The organism is Paenisporosarcina sp. TG20, assembly GCF_000286315.1.
In the GTDB taxonomy this organism is placed as follows: domain Bacteria; phylum Bacillota; class Bacilli; order Bacillales_A; family Planococcaceae; genus Paenisporosarcina.
This window is the reverse complement of record NZ_ALJG01000276.1, coordinates 1-15,979: the sequence shown is the minus strand read 5'-3', so window position 1 is coordinate 15,979 and position 15,979 is coordinate 1. Positions and strand designations below refer to the sequence as shown.

The 15,979-nt window shown below is 36.7% G+C and carries 14 protein-coding genes; all 14 read left to right on the top strand.

Features of this window, described 5'->3' with window-relative positions:
• Positions 1–264 precede the first annotated feature (264 nt).
• The 14 genes from mraZ to ftsZ all read left to right on the top strand — a co-directional run bounded on the left by mraZ (position 265) and on the right by ftsZ (position 15,327).
• A complete protein-coding gene (gene mraZ / locus B371_RS0108545; RefSeq protein ID WP_019413894.1) occupies positions 265–696 on the top strand; it encodes a division/cell wall cluster transcriptional repressor MraZ in 432 nt (143 codons plus the stop codon).
• Between the two features lie 143 nt (positions 697–839).
• Positions 840–1,790 (top strand): 16S rRNA (cytosine(1402)-N(4))-methyltransferase RsmH, encoded by a 951-nt coding sequence (rsmH, locus tag B371_RS0108540; protein WP_019413893.1) that lies wholly within the window; start codon positions 840–842, stop codon positions 1,788–1,790.
• Complete coding sequence (gene ftsL, locus B371_RS0108535) at positions 1,791–2,159, top strand: cell division protein FtsL (RefSeq protein ID WP_019413892.1); 369 nt, start codon at positions 1,791–1,793, stop codon at positions 2,157–2,159.
• A gap of 35 nt (positions 2,160–2,194) precedes the next feature.
• Positions 2,195–4,345, top strand: coding sequence for a penicillin-binding protein (locus B371_RS0108530; RefSeq protein ID WP_019413891.1), 2,151 nt, complete (start codon positions 2,195–2,197; stop codon positions 4,343–4,345).
• Positions 4,346–4,404: 59 nt separating this feature from the next.
• Positions 4,405–6,324 (top strand): penicillin-binding transpeptidase domain-containing protein, encoded by a 1,920-nt coding sequence (locus tag B371_RS0108525; RefSeq protein ID WP_019413890.1) that lies wholly within the window; start codon positions 4,405–4,407, stop codon positions 6,322–6,324.
• Between the two features lie 42 nt (positions 6,325–6,366).
• Positions 6,367–7,338 (top strand): phospho-N-acetylmuramoyl-pentapeptide-transferase, encoded by a 972-nt coding sequence (gene mraY, locus B371_RS0108520; protein ID WP_019413889.1) that lies wholly within the window; start codon positions 6,367–6,369, stop codon positions 7,336–7,338.
• Positions 7,339–8,691 carry a UDP-N-acetylmuramoyl-L-alanine--D-glutamate ligase gene (gene murD, locus B371_RS0108515; protein WP_019413888.1) on the top strand — a complete coding sequence of 451 codons (1,353 nt, stop codon included), beginning with the start codon at positions 7,339–7,341 and terminating at the stop codon, positions 8,689–8,691.
• A gap of 20 nt (positions 8,692–8,711) precedes the next feature.
• Entirely contained in the window at positions 8,712–9,794 is a 1,083-nt protein-coding gene (gene ftsW, locus B371_RS0108510; RefSeq protein WP_019413887.1) for a putative lipid II flippase FtsW, read from the top strand.
• A gap of 25 nt (positions 9,795–9,819) precedes the next feature.
• Positions 9,820–10,608 (top strand): cell division protein FtsQ/DivIB, encoded by a 789-nt coding sequence (locus tag B371_RS0108505; protein ID WP_019413886.1) that lies wholly within the window; start codon positions 9,820–9,822, stop codon positions 10,606–10,608.
• Positions 10,592–11,290 carry a DUF881 domain-containing protein gene (locus B371_RS0108500; protein ID WP_019413885.1) on the top strand — a complete coding sequence of 233 codons (699 nt, stop codon included), beginning with the start codon at positions 10,592–10,594 and terminating at the stop codon, positions 11,288–11,290. The genes B371_RS0108505 and B371_RS0108500 overlap by 17 nt, the downstream gene beginning before the upstream one ends.
• 351 nt (positions 11,291–11,641) lie before the next feature.
• A complete protein-coding gene (locus B371_RS0108495) occupies positions 11,642–12,361 on the top strand; it encodes a DUF881 domain-containing protein (RefSeq protein ID WP_019413884.1) in 720 nt (239 codons plus the stop codon).
• A gap of 3 nt (positions 12,362–12,364) precedes the next feature.
• The gene (locus tag B371_RS0108490) at positions 12,365–12,721 is read left to right on the top strand and encodes a small basic family protein (protein WP_019413883.1); all 357 of its coding nucleotides are present in this window, start codon (positions 12,365–12,367) and stop codon (positions 12,719–12,721) included.
• Positions 12,722–12,832: 111 nt separating this feature from the next.
• The gene (gene ftsA / locus B371_RS0108485) at positions 12,833–14,119 is read left to right on the top strand and encodes a cell division protein FtsA (protein ID WP_019413882.1); all 1,287 of its coding nucleotides are present in this window, start codon (positions 12,833–12,835) and stop codon (positions 14,117–14,119) included.
• 35 nt (positions 14,120–14,154) lie between these two features.
• A complete protein-coding gene (gene ftsZ, locus B371_RS0108480) occupies positions 14,155–15,327 on the top strand; it encodes a cell division protein FtsZ (RefSeq protein WP_019413881.1) in 1,173 nt (390 codons plus the stop codon).
• Positions 15,328–15,979: the final 652 nt, after the last annotated feature.

The window sequence follows — 15,979 nt, the reverse complement described above, 5'->3', positions numbered from 1 at the left end:
TGTGGATGCTGTATACTTTCTTATAGGACCGGGCGCACTTACCCGGTTTTTCTTATTTAAACACACTTCCAGAATTTAACCCAAAGTTAATCAGTTGCCGTCTCTAATATTGAGACGGCTTTTTTCTATGGGGGGGAAGACTTTTTATCTATCTCAACAAGTACTATTATCACATTTTTTAATATAATCGCAGATATTTTTATAAAACAGTGGAGGAAAGTGGGGGGATGTGGTACATTAATGACAATAAGTGGGGTGAGTAACATGTTTATGGGAGAATATCAACATAGTGTTGATGCGAAAGGCCGTCTGATTATCCCGGCAAAATTTCGCGAGCATCTAGAAGATACGTTTGTAATAACGCGTGGTCTTGATAATTGCTTATTCGGCTATCCTATGAATGAATGGCGAAAACTCGAAGAAAAATTAAAAGCTCTACCTGTGACTAAAAAAGACGCTCGTGCATTTACACGTTTTTTCTTTTCTGGAGCTACAGAAGTCGAAATTGATAAACAAGGTCGTATTAATATACCAAGTACATTGTTGTCCCATGCAAATTTGGAAAAGGAATGTATCGTATTGGGAGTTTCAAGCAGAATAGAAATATGGGCAAAAAATTCTTGGACAGCCTATTTTGAAGAGTCTGAAGACTCGTTTAATGACTTAGCAGAAAATATGATTGGTTTTGATATATAAAAGGAAATAAGGCTTAGAACGCGACATCGTGTCGCGAATCCTTCACGACCCACATTGCGAGAGTCCCAAGCGAGAAACGCCACTCTAGCTCGCCGCCGGGACAACCGAATAAGACAAACTTAAAAAGATAGGAGGACAAGCCGTTGTTTAACCATACAACCGTGTTACTTCACGAAACAGTTGACGGATTAAATATTCGTCCAGATGGAATATATGTCGACTGTACTTTAGGCGGAGCGGGACACAGTGAATATTTAGTTCAACAATTAAGTGATAAAGGAAAGTTGATTTGCTTTGATCAAGACACAACAGCAATAGACAGTGCAAAGGTACGTTTAGCAGAACATCTTCACAAAGTTACGTTTGTTCATGCAAACTTTCGCGATATAAAAGAAGAACTACTAGAACTGGGAATTGAAAAAGTAGATGGCATTCTTTACGACTTGGGAGTATCTTCACCACAACTAGATACACCAGAACGTGGATTTAGTTACAATCACGATGCACCACTAGATATGAGAATGGATACCACAGCAACACTTTCTGCATTTGACGTTGTTAACCACTGGGAATTTAACGATTTAGTTCGAATTTTCTACCGTTATGGTGAAGAAAAGTTTTCTAAACGAATTGCTCGTAAGATTGAAGATGCAAGAAAAGATGCACCGATAGAAACCACGGGTCAACTTGTTGAATTAATAAAAGATGGTATTCCAGCACCTGCTAGGAGAAAAGGCGGACATCCAGCGAAGAGAGTATTTCAAGCAATTCGTATCGCAGTTAATGATGAACTTGGAGCTGCAGAGCAATCCCTTCAAGATGCCATTGAAATGCTTGCTATAAATGGTCGCATTAGTGTAATTACCTTTCATTCACTAGAAGATCGTATTACAAAAACAATCTTTAAAGAAGCAGCATCCTATCCAGAATTACCACCAAACCTACCAGTAATTCCAGAAGGTATGGAGCCTATATTAAAATTAATCACACGTAAACCAATTTTACCAAGTGCAGAAGAATTACTTCATAACAATCGCTCTCGATCAGCTAAGCTTCGAATTGTAGAAAAAATTAAGGAAAAGGGACGTGTTTAGATGGCAATGAACGCTAGGAAATATTCAACATACATACAGCAACCTATTGTTACTCCTCAGCCAACAGTCAGACCAGATACTAATCCTAATAAAAAAATATTTACAAAGGGAGAAAAAGTCTTATTTGTCCTTTTTGTATCTATCTTTACAATATTTAGTTTGATGATTTTAGAGGTAGAAACAAGCATTCATGCTTCTAACCGTGATATACAAACAATCGAAAACCAAATTGATGAAACGAAAAAACAAAATATCGATTTGTCTATTCAAGTCAGCGAACTCTCAACGTATGAAAGTATTTGGGGGAAAGCGAAGGCATTGGGTTTGAAACTTAACGAGAAAAATGTGAAAGTCGTTTCAGGACAATGAAGAAGAGATTTCGATTTCAATGGGGAGCCTTTCTGATGCTATTGTTTTTCGGAGGGCTCTTTTTTATTTTGTTGTCACGGATAATCTTTATCCAAGCCACAGGAGAAGTAGAGGGTCAAGTGCTTGCGGCAAAAGCGGCTGCTAAATATGAGAGAGAGCAGATAGTTACTGCTGATCGGGGAAAAATTTTAGACACAAACGGTGAAGTAATTGCTGAAGATACATTAAGTTATAGGTTAGTAGCAGTTTTAAGCCCTGAAGCAACTGTAAACCCCGAAGTACCGAAACATGTAAATGATGTAGAAAAAACTGCAGATGCACTTGCTGAATTTATTCCCTTATCCAAAGAGAAAATATTGGAACGTTTATCTAAAGACGGACCCTATCAAGTAGAGTTTGGTTCAAGTGGACGTGATATCTCTCATGAAGTGAAAACGAAAATCTCAGATTTAAAGTTGCCTGGGATTGTCTTTGTAAGAGATACCAAACGTCTGTATCCAAATGGAACATTTTCCTCTCATTTAATTGGATTTGCTGTTAAAGAAGAACAAAAAAATGGACAATTTCAGACGGTTGGAAAAATGGGACTTGAATCTGTTTATAACAAAGAATTAACAGGTGAAAATGGCAAAGTACAATATGATAGTGATCTGTGGGGCTATTTGTTACCGAACTCAAAAGAAATGGTGACTCCTGCACATGATGGTCACAATATTCATGTTACACTCGATAAAAAAATACAGAACTTTTTAGAAGAATCAATGAGTAGTGTTGAAGAACAATATAGTCCAGAAAAAATGTTAGCGATAGTAGCCAATCCAAATACGGGTGAAATCCTAGCAATGACTCAACGACCATCCTTTGATCCTGAAACAAGGGAAGGACTATCAGTTAACTGGCTAAATGAAGCAATTGAAACTACAATTGAACCTGGGTCTACTATGAAAACATTTACATTGGCAGCTGCAATTGAAGAAAAAAATTGGGATGCTAATGCTTTTTATAAATCAGGACAATATACTTTGCTAGGAGATACTATTCGTGACCATAATCGTGTTGGTTGGGGGTCCATTACGTTTTTAGAAGGTTTTCAACGATCATCAAATGTTGCAATAGCTTATCTATTGGAACGCTTGGGAGATAAAGCACTTTTAGAATACTTAGATAAGTTTGGTTTCGGACAGCAAACAGGAATTGATTTACCAAATGAAACTACTGGGAAAGTTATTAGTCAATATCCATTTGATCGCCTGGTATCATCATTCGGACAAGGTTCAACTGTTACTCCAATGCAAATAATTCAAGCGGCGACAGCAATTGCGAATGATGGTGTTATGATGCAACCATATGTTATTGACAAAGTAGTGAATCCTTTGACGAAGGAAGTAGTCAGTGATAACAAACCTACAGAAACAGGTACACCAATTTCTGCAGCAACTGCAAAACAAGTTCGTGAGATATTAGCGTCAACTGTAACGTCAGAAAATGGAACTGCACAAAGCTTCAAACTTAATGATTATACGGTTGCAGGGAAAACAGGAACTGCTCAACAACCAGATGGAAATGGTGGTTATTTGTTCGGAACCGATAGTTACTTATATTCATTTCTTGGTATGGCACCTGCTGACGATCCTCAACTTCTTGTATATATTATGGTGAGCAAGCCTAAACTATCAAATGAAGCAGGTTCGAAGCCAGTAGCTGAGATTTTTAAGTCTGTGACAGAAAATAGTTTAAAATACATGAACATTGATTCTGAACAAGTGAAGTCTATTAAAGCCTATACTGTACCAAAGGTTATAGATAAAGATGTACCTGATGCACAAAAGGAGTTTAATGGTAATGTTATTCCGATTATTATTGGTGAAAATGGAATGATAAAAGAACAGTTTCCTGCGGCTGGCACTGAAATTCTTCCTGGCAGTTTAGTAATGTTAAAAACAGATGGACTTATAACAATTCCTGATTTTACAAACTGGTCTAAACGCCATGTGTTAGTGTATCAAATGCTATCTGGATTAAATATTTCAGTGGTAGGAGAAGGTTATGTTGTTAGTCAAAGTATCTCCAAAGGCACTGAAATGAATGAACAGTCGCCAATCGTGATTAAATTAGAAACACCTGAACAAACAAATTCACCAATAATAAGTGATAAAGATGGTGAAGAAATTCCCCCACAAGATTAAACCATTGAATAGGCACTCCTTTGCTATCATAGATTGTTAAAAAACAAGGTGTGGTTTAAATGAAAGCGGGAGTGCCCCATAAATTAAAAATTAGAGTTCGCACAATGATTCTTGTCTTTTTATGCTTAAGCGTAGCGTCAATAGGGAAACTAATTTATATGCAGTTTTTCCAATATGAATGGTTAACGTTAAAAGCAGAAGAGAATTGGGATCGAGAAATTCCTTTTTCACAAACAAGAGGCAATATTAGAGATCGAGATGGACAGTTGATTGTTGGCAGCAAGCTTGCACCAACACTTTATTTTATGCCTGCACAAAACAAAGACGTTGAAAGTGCAGCAGCCAAACTTAGCGCAGCTCTAAATATCGATGAAAAAAAGCTATTCGAACAAATGAGTCAAAAACCATTTCTAATTAAATTGGCGCCTGAAGGCAAGAACATTGAACTAGAAAAAGCACTTGAAATTCAGTCTTTGCAAATTCCTGGCTTATACACTGGTGTAGATTATGTTCGAGATTATCCACATGAAGAGTTATTATCTCGTCTTCTTGGATTTACCGGGTATGACCATCAAGGTTTGGCTGGAATCGAGTTCCAATATGATAAATACTTAACATCTACACAATCGACATTGCGTTTATTTACTGATGCTAAAGGAAATTCACTTCCTCACGTTAATGACGGATGGGGTAAGGGGACTGATGGTGCGACTGTAGAATTAACCACTGATTTAGATGTTCAAGAAATTATGGAACGCGTATTGTCCCAGGCCATGCTGAAATACGATGCAGATCAAGCTATGGGAATTGCTATGAATCCTAAAACTGGTGCAATCATAGCGCTAGCCTCTTTCCCGACTTTCCATCCTTTACAATATGACAAAGTAAGTCCGAGTGTTTATAATCAGAACTTGCCAGTCTCGATGACATTCGAGCCGGGTTCCACTTTTAAAATTATTACGCTCGCTGCTGCACTCGAAGAGGGAAAAGTGGATTTACAAAAAGATTCATTCTATGATCCAGGCTATGCAATGGTTGAGGGTACAAGATTACGTTGTTGGAAAAGAGAAGGACATGGTGAGCAAACATTTCTAGAAGTTGTAGAAAACTCATGTAATCCAGGTTTTATCGAATTAGGACAACGTGTTGGACGTCAAAAGCTATCGAAATACATACGCGATTTCGGTTTTGGACAAAAAACAGGATCTTCAATTGCTGGAGAATCCACAGGAATTTTGTTTTCTGAAGAAAGCTATGGCCCAGTCGAACATGCAACTACTTCTTTCGGTCAAGGTATATCGACAACACCTATCCAACAAGTTCAAGCAGTTTCAGCGGCAGTTAATGGGGGAACTTTGTTTCAACCATATGTAGTGGAACGAATTTACAATGAACAAACGAATGAAATCTTACTAGAAAATAAACCAACTGAAGTGCGACAAGTTATTTCAGAAGATACTTCAAAACTCGTACGTGAAGCATTAGAGTCTGTTGTAGCAAATGGTTCAGGCCGTAATGCATTTCGTGATACGATGAGAATTGGTGGGAAAACAGGGACAGCACAGAAGGCCGTTAACGGTCGTTATGTAGAAGGACAGTATATTGTATCATTTATTGGGTTCGCCCCTGCTAACGACCCTGAGATAGTCGTATATGTAGCTATTGACAATCCCAAACATGTTTTGCAGTTTGGCGGGGTCATCGCAGCACCACTTGTTGGAGAAATTATTGAAGACAGCGCCCCTTTTATTGAACTAAAAACGAACAAGGATCAAATTGAAAAAGAGTATCGTTGGGGAGACCCAATTGAACGACGAGTGCCTTTACTTGTAGGACAAGAGAAGAATAAATTGATGATGATGGATGAACCATTTAAAATTGAATGGCACGGTACGGGGAATAAGATTATTTCTCAACTCCCAAAAGCAGAAAGTTTATTATCTATAGACGGTACTATTCATTTATACTTAAGTGAATAATAGTAATAACGACTTCCATCGTTTATCTGAAGGAGAATACATATGACACTGGCTTCAACACTTTTGATTGTAGCAATTTGCTTCTTTTTAACCGTTCTTCTAACACCATTGTTCATTCAGGCTATAAAACGAATGAAATATGGTCAAAGTATACGGGAAGAAGGACCACAATCACATATGAAAAAATCGGGAACACCTACTATGGGAGGAGTTGTCTTCATTGTTTCAATTTCCTTAACCACACTAGGAGTTGCCTTTTATTTAAACATGTTAACCACACAAACTATTGTTCTTGTTTTAGTTTTTGTTGGTTTTGGAATCATTGGGTTTTTAGATGACTTTATAAAAGTTGCTCTAAAAAGAAATTTAGGGTTAACGTCATTACAAAAACTTATTGGACAAATTATTATAGCAATTGCCTCATTCTTGTTACTTCAACAAGGTCCTTTTGCAACAACACTCAGTATTCCTTTTACAGAATGGTCAGTTGATTTTGGAGTTGCTTATGTTGCATTTATGATATTTTGGCTAGTTGGTTTTTCAAATGCTGTAAATTTAACAGATGGGTTGGATGGTCTCGTATCTGGAACTGCATCGATTGCGTTTACTACATTTGGCTTATTAGCTTTATACTATAATCAACAAGATATTGCGATATTTGCTTTTGCCGTGACAGGTGCTTTACTTGGATTCTTAATATTTAATGCAAACCCAGCTAAAGTTTTCATGGGTGATACAGGATCACTAGCACTTGGTGGTGCACTAGCTATGGTTTCCATTTTAGTTAAACAAGAACTATTGCTCCTGATAATAGGAGTGGTGTTTGTCATTGAGACATTATCTGTAATCCTCCAAGTCATCAGCTTTAAAACGACAGGTAAACGTATTTTTAGAATGAGTCCTATACATCACCACTTCGAATTGTCAGGCTGGTCTGAATGGAAAATCGTTGTTGTCTTTTGGTTAACGGCCTTCCTTGCAGCCTTTATCGTCGTAATGCTGGAGGTAATTTAAATGAAACACATAAACCAATTCATATCGAAAAAAGTATTAGTACTAGGACTTGCAAAGAGTGGTGTAGCTGCAGCTGAACTTCTTCATAAATTAGGTGCATTTGTGACAGTAAACGACGCTAAGCCATTTGAAGAAAGTCCTGATGCACAAAATTTATTGAGTAAAGGCATTACAGTTATTTGTGGTAGACATCCGGAAGACTTATTAGATGAGGGATTTGAATATTTAATTAAAAACCCTGGTATTCCCTATCACAACCCCATTGTCAGAGATGCAATATCCAGGGGAATACCTGTATGGACGGAAATAGAATTAGCTTACTTGATTAGTGATGCACCTTTTATAGGCATAACTGGTTCAAATGGTAAAACTACCACAACAACCTTGGTATTTAACATGTTAGATAGTGGGGGGCAGAGACCATTAATTGCTGGCAATATAGGAACAGTTGCTTGTAAAGTAGCAGAGGAAGCTCAAGAAGATCAAGTGATTGTAACAGAATTATCTTCATTCCAATTAATGGGTATTGATATATTCCGACCGAAAATCTCGATACTCATCAATTTATATGAAGCCCATTTAGATTATCATGGGACAATTAAAGAGTATGGAGATGCGAAATTCGCAGTAACCAAAAATCAAATGGATGAAGATATCTTTATTTACAATGCTGACCAACCCTCAGTTGTTAAGTATGCAGAAATGACAAAAGCTAAGCTCTTGCCATTCTCTACTAAAGGTCGTAAAGAAGTAGGAATAAGTGCGGATTTAACATATATTTATTGGTTAGGTGAAATTTATTTAGAAAGAAAATCAATTGAGTTACCGGGTGAGCATAATCTAGAAAATATATTAGCTGCTGTTGCGACTGCAATCCTAATGAAATGTCCAAAGGAAACTATTCAGCTAGTATTAACGTCATTTACAGGAGTGAAACACCGTACACAATTTGTACGGGAGTGGAAGAATAGAAAATATTATAATGATTCAAAAGCTACTAACACTCTTGCAACCAAAAGTGCTCTCGCTGCTTTTGATCAGCCAACTATTCTGCTTGCGGGTGGATTAGAACGTGGCCATTCATTTGAGGAAATGCGCCAATATATGAATCACGTAAAAGCTGTAGTTGCTTTTGGTGAAACGAGTAATAGGCTCATTGAATTTGCAGCATCTTGTGGTGTAAAGTATTTGGAACAAGTAGATGACATTCATCAAGCAGTTAAAGTAGCGACCGATTTATCGGAACCACTTGATATTATTTTACTATCACCAGCTTGTGCAAGTTGGGATCAATATGCGAACTTTGAATTGCGCGGTGAAGACTTCATTGAAGCCGTTTTACAAATTAAATAATATCATTAACGATTGAAAGGATGCCAAAACTGCAGGAAAAACCTACACAAATATTTCTGTTTACAAGTTTACTAATAACTATTATTGGATATTGCTTTGTTTATTCTGCTGGTTCCTACTGGGGGGAAGTTCACTACGAAGATAGCTTGCCATTCTTTTGGAAACAAGTAATGTATGGAACTTTAGGAATGCTGAGCGCTTGGGTGATTGTCAAACTCCCTTTTATCACCAATCGGAAATTTTGGTTATATGCTTATATCGCTTCCATTTTTTTGTTATTTGCGGTTTATATACCTGGACTTGGTATAGTTCGAAATGGCTCTCAGAGCTGGATAGAAATTGCTGGTTTTAGTTTGCAACCTGCAGAATTTGTAAAAATTTCAGTTATTGGATTTTTGGCTTGTGTTTTAGCGGGAGTTAAAAATGACAAGAAAAAAAGATATGTAGGTCCAATACTTATTTGTCTAATTCCGGCTGGTATTATATTAGTTCAACCTGATTTTGGGACAGCATTTTTATTAATTGTTGGTGGATTTTCTCTTTTATTTATTGCGGGGTTTCCAATGCGCTTTTTTATAAGTATTGGTACATTAGGGGTTCTCGCTCTAGTTGGATTAATTGTATCAGCGCCATATCGGTTAAAACGGATATCTGCATTTCTTGATCCATGGGAGGATCCATTAAACAGTGGATTCCAAGGCATTCAGTCTTTATTAGCCATTGGTCCAGCAGGTCTATTTGGACATGGATTTGGACAGAGTAGGCAGAAGTTTTTATATTTACCAGAACCCCAAAACGACTTTATTTTCTCGATAATCGTAGAAGAAATGGGTTTTTTTGGAGCAGCAATTCTTATTGGTCTGTTTATCCTTTTTTTGTATACAGGATTTCGTTTAGCTATTCTCGCTCCAACTAGAATAGGGTTTTATGCGATTGCTGGACTCCAGTCTATGATCGGGTTTCAAATCTTTTTAAATATTGGGGTTGTTATTGGGTTGTTTCCTGTAACAGGTGTGACTTTACCATTTATAAGTTACGGAGGCTCTTCACTACTTTCAATATGGCTCGTAGTAGGACTTATTCTTCGTTTTTCAAAAGACTGATTAAAGTAGGAAAGGAGCGGATAACGTGGATAAGATTATCGATATTGAAGACCGAATCCCGACGTTAAGAGAAAGTCGGAAAAAGAGAACAAATCGTAAGTTCACGTTATTGCTCGTTATTTTTCTCTTAACTTTAATAAGTCTCCTCTATTTTCAATCTCCATACAGTCATATACAAACGATAATCGTTAAAGGGGCTAATTTGTCGACAAGTGAAGAATATATTGAACAAAGTGGTTTACAGCAAGGGCAATCCATGTGGGAATTTAGGACAAGCAGTGCTGAAAAAAAAATGAAAAAAAAAGAATGGATTCAAGACGTCATAGTCAGACGTAGTGGACTAACTACTGTAACAATAGAAGTTGGTGAATGGAAAAAAGCTGCTTATATTGAATCTGACAATAAAGGCCTGGAATTAGTGCTAGAAAATGGTTTGGTATTTCAGACTTTAGAAACGATGCCACTTGTTAATGCACCTTTATTAAGTAACTTTGATAATCCCAAAGTCACAAATCTTATGGTTAAAGAACTTGCTAAATTAAATCAAGAAGTATTAACCATGATATCTCAAATTGAATCTGTTCCATCTGAAGCGGATCCTTACCGTATTAGACTATTTATGAATGATGGATATGAAGTTAGAGCGATTATTCCCACATTCGCTGAAAAAATGAACTATTATCCATCGATTATTGCTCAAATTGACGATGCTGGAAAAGGTGTTATAGATATTGAAGTAGGATCATTCTTTCAAACATATTCAGAATTATATAACCCGCAGTTAGAGGAGGAGGAAAATGAAGCTTCAGAATAAAACTTGGTCGGTTGTGCTTTTTTCTTTAGTTTGCTTAGTTTTGGGCTTTATTTTAGCCTATTCATATAGTTTATCTAGCAGTAAAAAATTAAGTGGAGAAGTTGTCACTAGCAAATACTTCGAACAAGAAGAACGCTATCGTGAAGAACTCATTGGACAACAAGAACGTAATAAGGAATTAGAAAATGAACTAGTAACGAGACAACAAAAAGTAAGAGAAGTAGAAATGTCTCTATCTGGAAGTGAAGAACAATATCAAAGTCTGATTAAAGAGGCCGAAGATTTACGTCTTTTACTTGGTGTAATTCCTTCAATAGGCGAAGGTGTTAAAGTACAGCTGGAAGATGCAGAATATGATCCTTCATCTGTTAACCCAAATGACTATATCGTTCACGAAAGTCATGTTTTTCAAGTGTTGAATGAGTTGAAAATATCGGGTGCAGAAGCGATTTCAATTAATGGTCAAAGGATACATGCCACTTCTTATATTAAATGTAATGGACCAGTCATAACAGTAGATGGAAAACAATTCCCAGCTCCATTTGTAATTGAAGCAATAGGTGATACATCAGTACTAGTATCATCCCTACAACTTACTGGTGGAGTATTAGACAAATTAGTAAACGATAATATTGTGGTGACAATTGAACAAAAATCAAAAATCCAAATGCCAGCACTGTAGAATGATAGATAATATCTGATCCCGTAAAGGGACATCCACTGACGCTCCGACTGTTTAAACAGTCGAAGTTTGATGCGACGCAAAGAAATACGGCTTCATGATTCTTCTAGAATGGTCTAAGCCCCTTCTACTTGGAGAGGGAAGAAGTTAGTAAATATCATTTTCCTGACCCTATAAGGGAACACTGAGGTTACGTTTGGAGTTAGGACAAGTACTTTTTGGTTCCTAAGTTTAAATACATAGAAAATTTGTCGATTTCATTCTCTGAAGGAATGCTTTTGTGTGGACAAGCTGAAGGACTATATTGTTGAAAAGACGTAAAGTCGTAACTGGAAAGAAAGGAGCGGTTCAATGAAACATGGAATTTATGTCCGCTTCACGTTTATCTTGTTGATTGTTGGCTTTATGATTGCAGTTCAATACAACACTGTTCAAAAACCAGAATCACGAGATACCCGTGATATTTGGGAAATCAGACAGGAGCTGTCAGCTGAAAGGCAGCTTCATTCCGATCTGCTATCAAAAATTCGAGCGGTCAATGAAACAATAACAACATATGAGAATTTACAATCTGATAGCCCTGCTCAAGCATTAAATGAAACACTTTTGACGTTAAGAAAGAAAGCAGGTTTGACCATAGTAACGAGCCCAGGATTAGAGTTAACTATTGAACCTTCGTTGGAAGCAATTGCACTAGGTAAAAATATAACAAGTATTTCACCTGATCTACTTGCTCGTTTACTAAACGAAATTAATCGGTTTAATGGAAATGATGTTTCAATTGATAGGAAACGAATCATTAATTCTTCGCCCATTCGTGATATTAATGGACTAACAACCGTCAATAGTTTAAACATACAAACACCACCATTCAAAATTCGAATAGGCACTGACACTAAAGAAGACGCAGAATTGCTATATAGTCACTTGCAATCATCAATGATTGCGGATGATTTTTATATTGATAATTTAAATTTAATAATTGGGAATCCTCAGGGCCAAATTAGTATTCCGGCATATGACCAGCCTATTAAAAATAATTACTTGAAAAATGCATCAAAAGGAGATTAACTTATGTGGCTACCATTACTTGGACTTATCCTAGGAATAACTTTAGGCTTGCTAACTGATATTCAAATTCCTTCGGAGTATGAAAATTATTTATCTATTGCGGTCCTAGCAGCATTAGACACTCTTTTTGGAGGGATACGTGCTCAGTTACAACATATCTATGATGATAAAGTATTCGTTTCTGGATTCTTTTTTAATATTACATTAGCCGCAGGGTTGGCATTTTTAGGGGTTCACTTAGGTGTTGACTTATATTTAGCTGCGATTTTTGCATTTGGAGTACGTCTCTTTCAAAATATTGCAGTAATTAGACGTATATTACTAACTAGATGGACTGAAAGAAAAGGGACTATTGACTAAAAAACAGTCGAATTGAAAGAGAATTTACAATTTTTATAGTTTTTACTTAGACAAGCTTGATATAATGCAATAGAATGATGTGTAAAGAGTTGTTTAAGGAGGTGCCACGGATTGAATCAAACAGAATTATATGTTTCTCTAGATATTGGATCTTCATCAATTAAAGTTCTTATCGGAGAAATGACAAATGGAGCATTAAATGTTATTGGTGTTGGAAATGTAAAATCAAATGGGATACGCAAAGGTGCAATAGTTGATATTGATGCAACCGTGCAGTCCATAAAAAAAGCCATTGACCAAGCTGAACGTATGATTGGTATGTCCATAAACGAAGTTGTATTAGGGATACCTGCTAACCAAGCCATGTTGCAACATGTTAAAGGCGTGGTAGCAGTAAATAGTGAGAATCGTGAGATTACTGATGATGATTTAGAACGAGTAATAGAGTCAGCACAAGTTATGTCCATACCACCTGAAAGAGAATTAGTGAATCTAGTTCCTAAACAGTTCATTGTTGATCATCTAGATGGAATTACAGATCCACGTGGAATGATTGGTATTCGTTTGGAGATGGATGGCACAATGTTGACGACATCTAAAACGATCCTACATAACGTTTTACGTTGTGTTGAACGGGCAGGTCTTCAGATTCGCGATATTTATTTACAACCTTTAGCTTCCGGATATTTTGCTCTATCGGAAGATGAAAAAAATCATGGAACTGCTTTCATTGATATTGGCGGAGGTTCTACAACAATTGCTATTTTCCAAGATGGTAATTTAACACATACCTCCTCACTACCTGTTGGTGGAGACCATTTGACAAAAGATTTGTCTATTGTTTTAAAAACACCAACAGAACAAGCAGAAAAAATTAAACATCAATATGGACATGCTTTTTACGATGATGCATCTGATGACGAATTGTTTGAAGTTCCTGTTATAGGTGCCGATATGAAAGAACAATATAGTCAGAGATACATATCTGAAATAATTGGTGTACGTTTGGAAGAGTTATTTGAAATTGTCCTAGAAGAATTTTATCGAATGGGTATACAAGATTTGCCTGGTGGGGTAGTTATTACAGGAGGAGTCGCAAAATTAGAAGGGCTTTCACAGTTAGCTAGACATATTTTGCAGACACGTGTCCGACTTTACACACCAGAGTATATCGGTGTACGTGAACCTGGATACACGACAGCAGTAGGCTTAATACGTTACGCTTACATGGAAGATCAATTCTTTAACCGTTTTGGAGTAAGCAACGCATTAGGTCAGTCAAAAAAACCTGAACAAAATACACCATCAGTTAAAAAACAAAAGCAAGTAAGTGGTAATGATAACAAAGTAGGCGTTATGGGGAAAGCTCGTAATTTCCTTGATAAATTTTTCGAATAGGATTTATAAGACTTGTTGTTTAAGGAGGAAATGCAATGTTGGAGTTTGATACAAGTGTAGACCAACTTGCCGTCATCAAAGTTATTGGTGTCGGTGGTGGTGGAAATAACGCAGTTAACCGCATGATAGAACACGGGATAAAAGGTGTAGAATTTATTGCAGTAAATACAGATGCACAAGCATTAAACTTGTCAAGATCTGAAATAAAATTACAAATTGGTGCAAAATTAACACGCGGACTTGGAGCAGGAGCAAATCCGGAAATTGGTAAAAAAGCAGCTGAAGAAAGTAAAGAACAAATTGAAGAAGCTTTACGTGGAGCTGATATGGTATTCGTAACTGCAGGTATGGGTGGTGGTACTGGAACTGGTGCAGCACCTGTAATCGCTCAAATTGCACGTGAAATTGGTGCTTTAACAGTAGGAGTAGTAACACGTCCATTTACGTTTGAAGGTCGTAAGCGCTCAACTCAAGCAATGACTGGTATTGGAGCTATGAAAGAAGCGGTTGATACATTAATCGTCATTCCAAATGATCGATTACTTGAAATTGTTGACAAAAATACTCCTATGTTAGAAGCATTCCGCGAAGCGGACAATGTACTTCGTCAAGGTGTTCAAGGTATTTCTGATTTGATTGCAGTACCTGGTTTAATTAACTTAGACTTTGCTGACGTTAAAACAATTATGTCGAACAAAGGTTCAGCACTTATGGGAATAGGTATTTCATCTGGTGAAAATCGTGCTGCTGAAGCTGCGAAAAAAGCCATTTCAAGTCCACTTCTTGAAACATCGATTGATGGAGCAAAAGGCGTCTTAATGAATATTACTGGTGGTTCAAACTTAAGTTTATTTGAAGTCCAAGAAGCTGCTGACATAGTTGCATCTGCATCAGATGAAGATGTTAACATGATTTTTGGTTCTGTTATCAACGATAATTTGAAAGATGAAATCATTGTGACAGTTATTGCTACTGGTTTTAATGAAGCACAAATTCCTATGCGCCCAACTCGTAGTGGTGGCCTTGGTGCAAGTCGCAATCAACAAGCTACTTCTCAACAAGCACCTACTCGTGAAACAAGACGCGAAGAAACAACAACTTATCAACAACAAGAAACACCAGCACCAAGAAGAGAGCAACAACCTTCACATCAAGAAGACACATTAGACATTCCGACATTCTTACGTAACCGTCAAAAACGTAACTAATTAAGGAAAGTGTAGAATGCTATTTTAAAACATAAGAATGTAAATAAATGATGCATGCTACCGACTTAAAAAATGAAGAAAAGGCCGAAATAGTTTCTTCGGTCGTAAGCTGCTACAAGATGGAGTGTAATAAAGGGATGAGTGAAGTGAAACTTCGCTCATCCCTTTATTTGATGTGATGGTACAATACGATTGCCGTCCAAAACAACCCGGAAACAAAAGTCGATACAGTTTGTTATAGCCTTTTCAACTATTCATAAAATCATTTGTGCTCTCTTAAAGGAACGGGCGTACTTTTTTCCTGGTTTTTCTTACAACATACAAAATTATATAAAATTGATGTATCAAGAACTCAGTGTTCATGGTGTTTTTAGAATATGGAGACTAACATGATAAAACGGTATTTCTTTGTTGTTACTCTCGTTAATTCAATTAATATGAAGTGGAGATTTCCTTATTTAAAAACGCAAGTTTCTTCTCAGTCGAAGTGAATTTTGTTCAGTGATATATTCTTGGTTAGTAATATTTGGGTTGTACATAAAAAATCATTCTATATAGGTTTGGGTACTTTCTTTTTACAAGATAGAACGAATTTTTATATTTATTTTTAAAAATATATTGTTATCACTGTTAATTTTTTAAAGGAGAATGA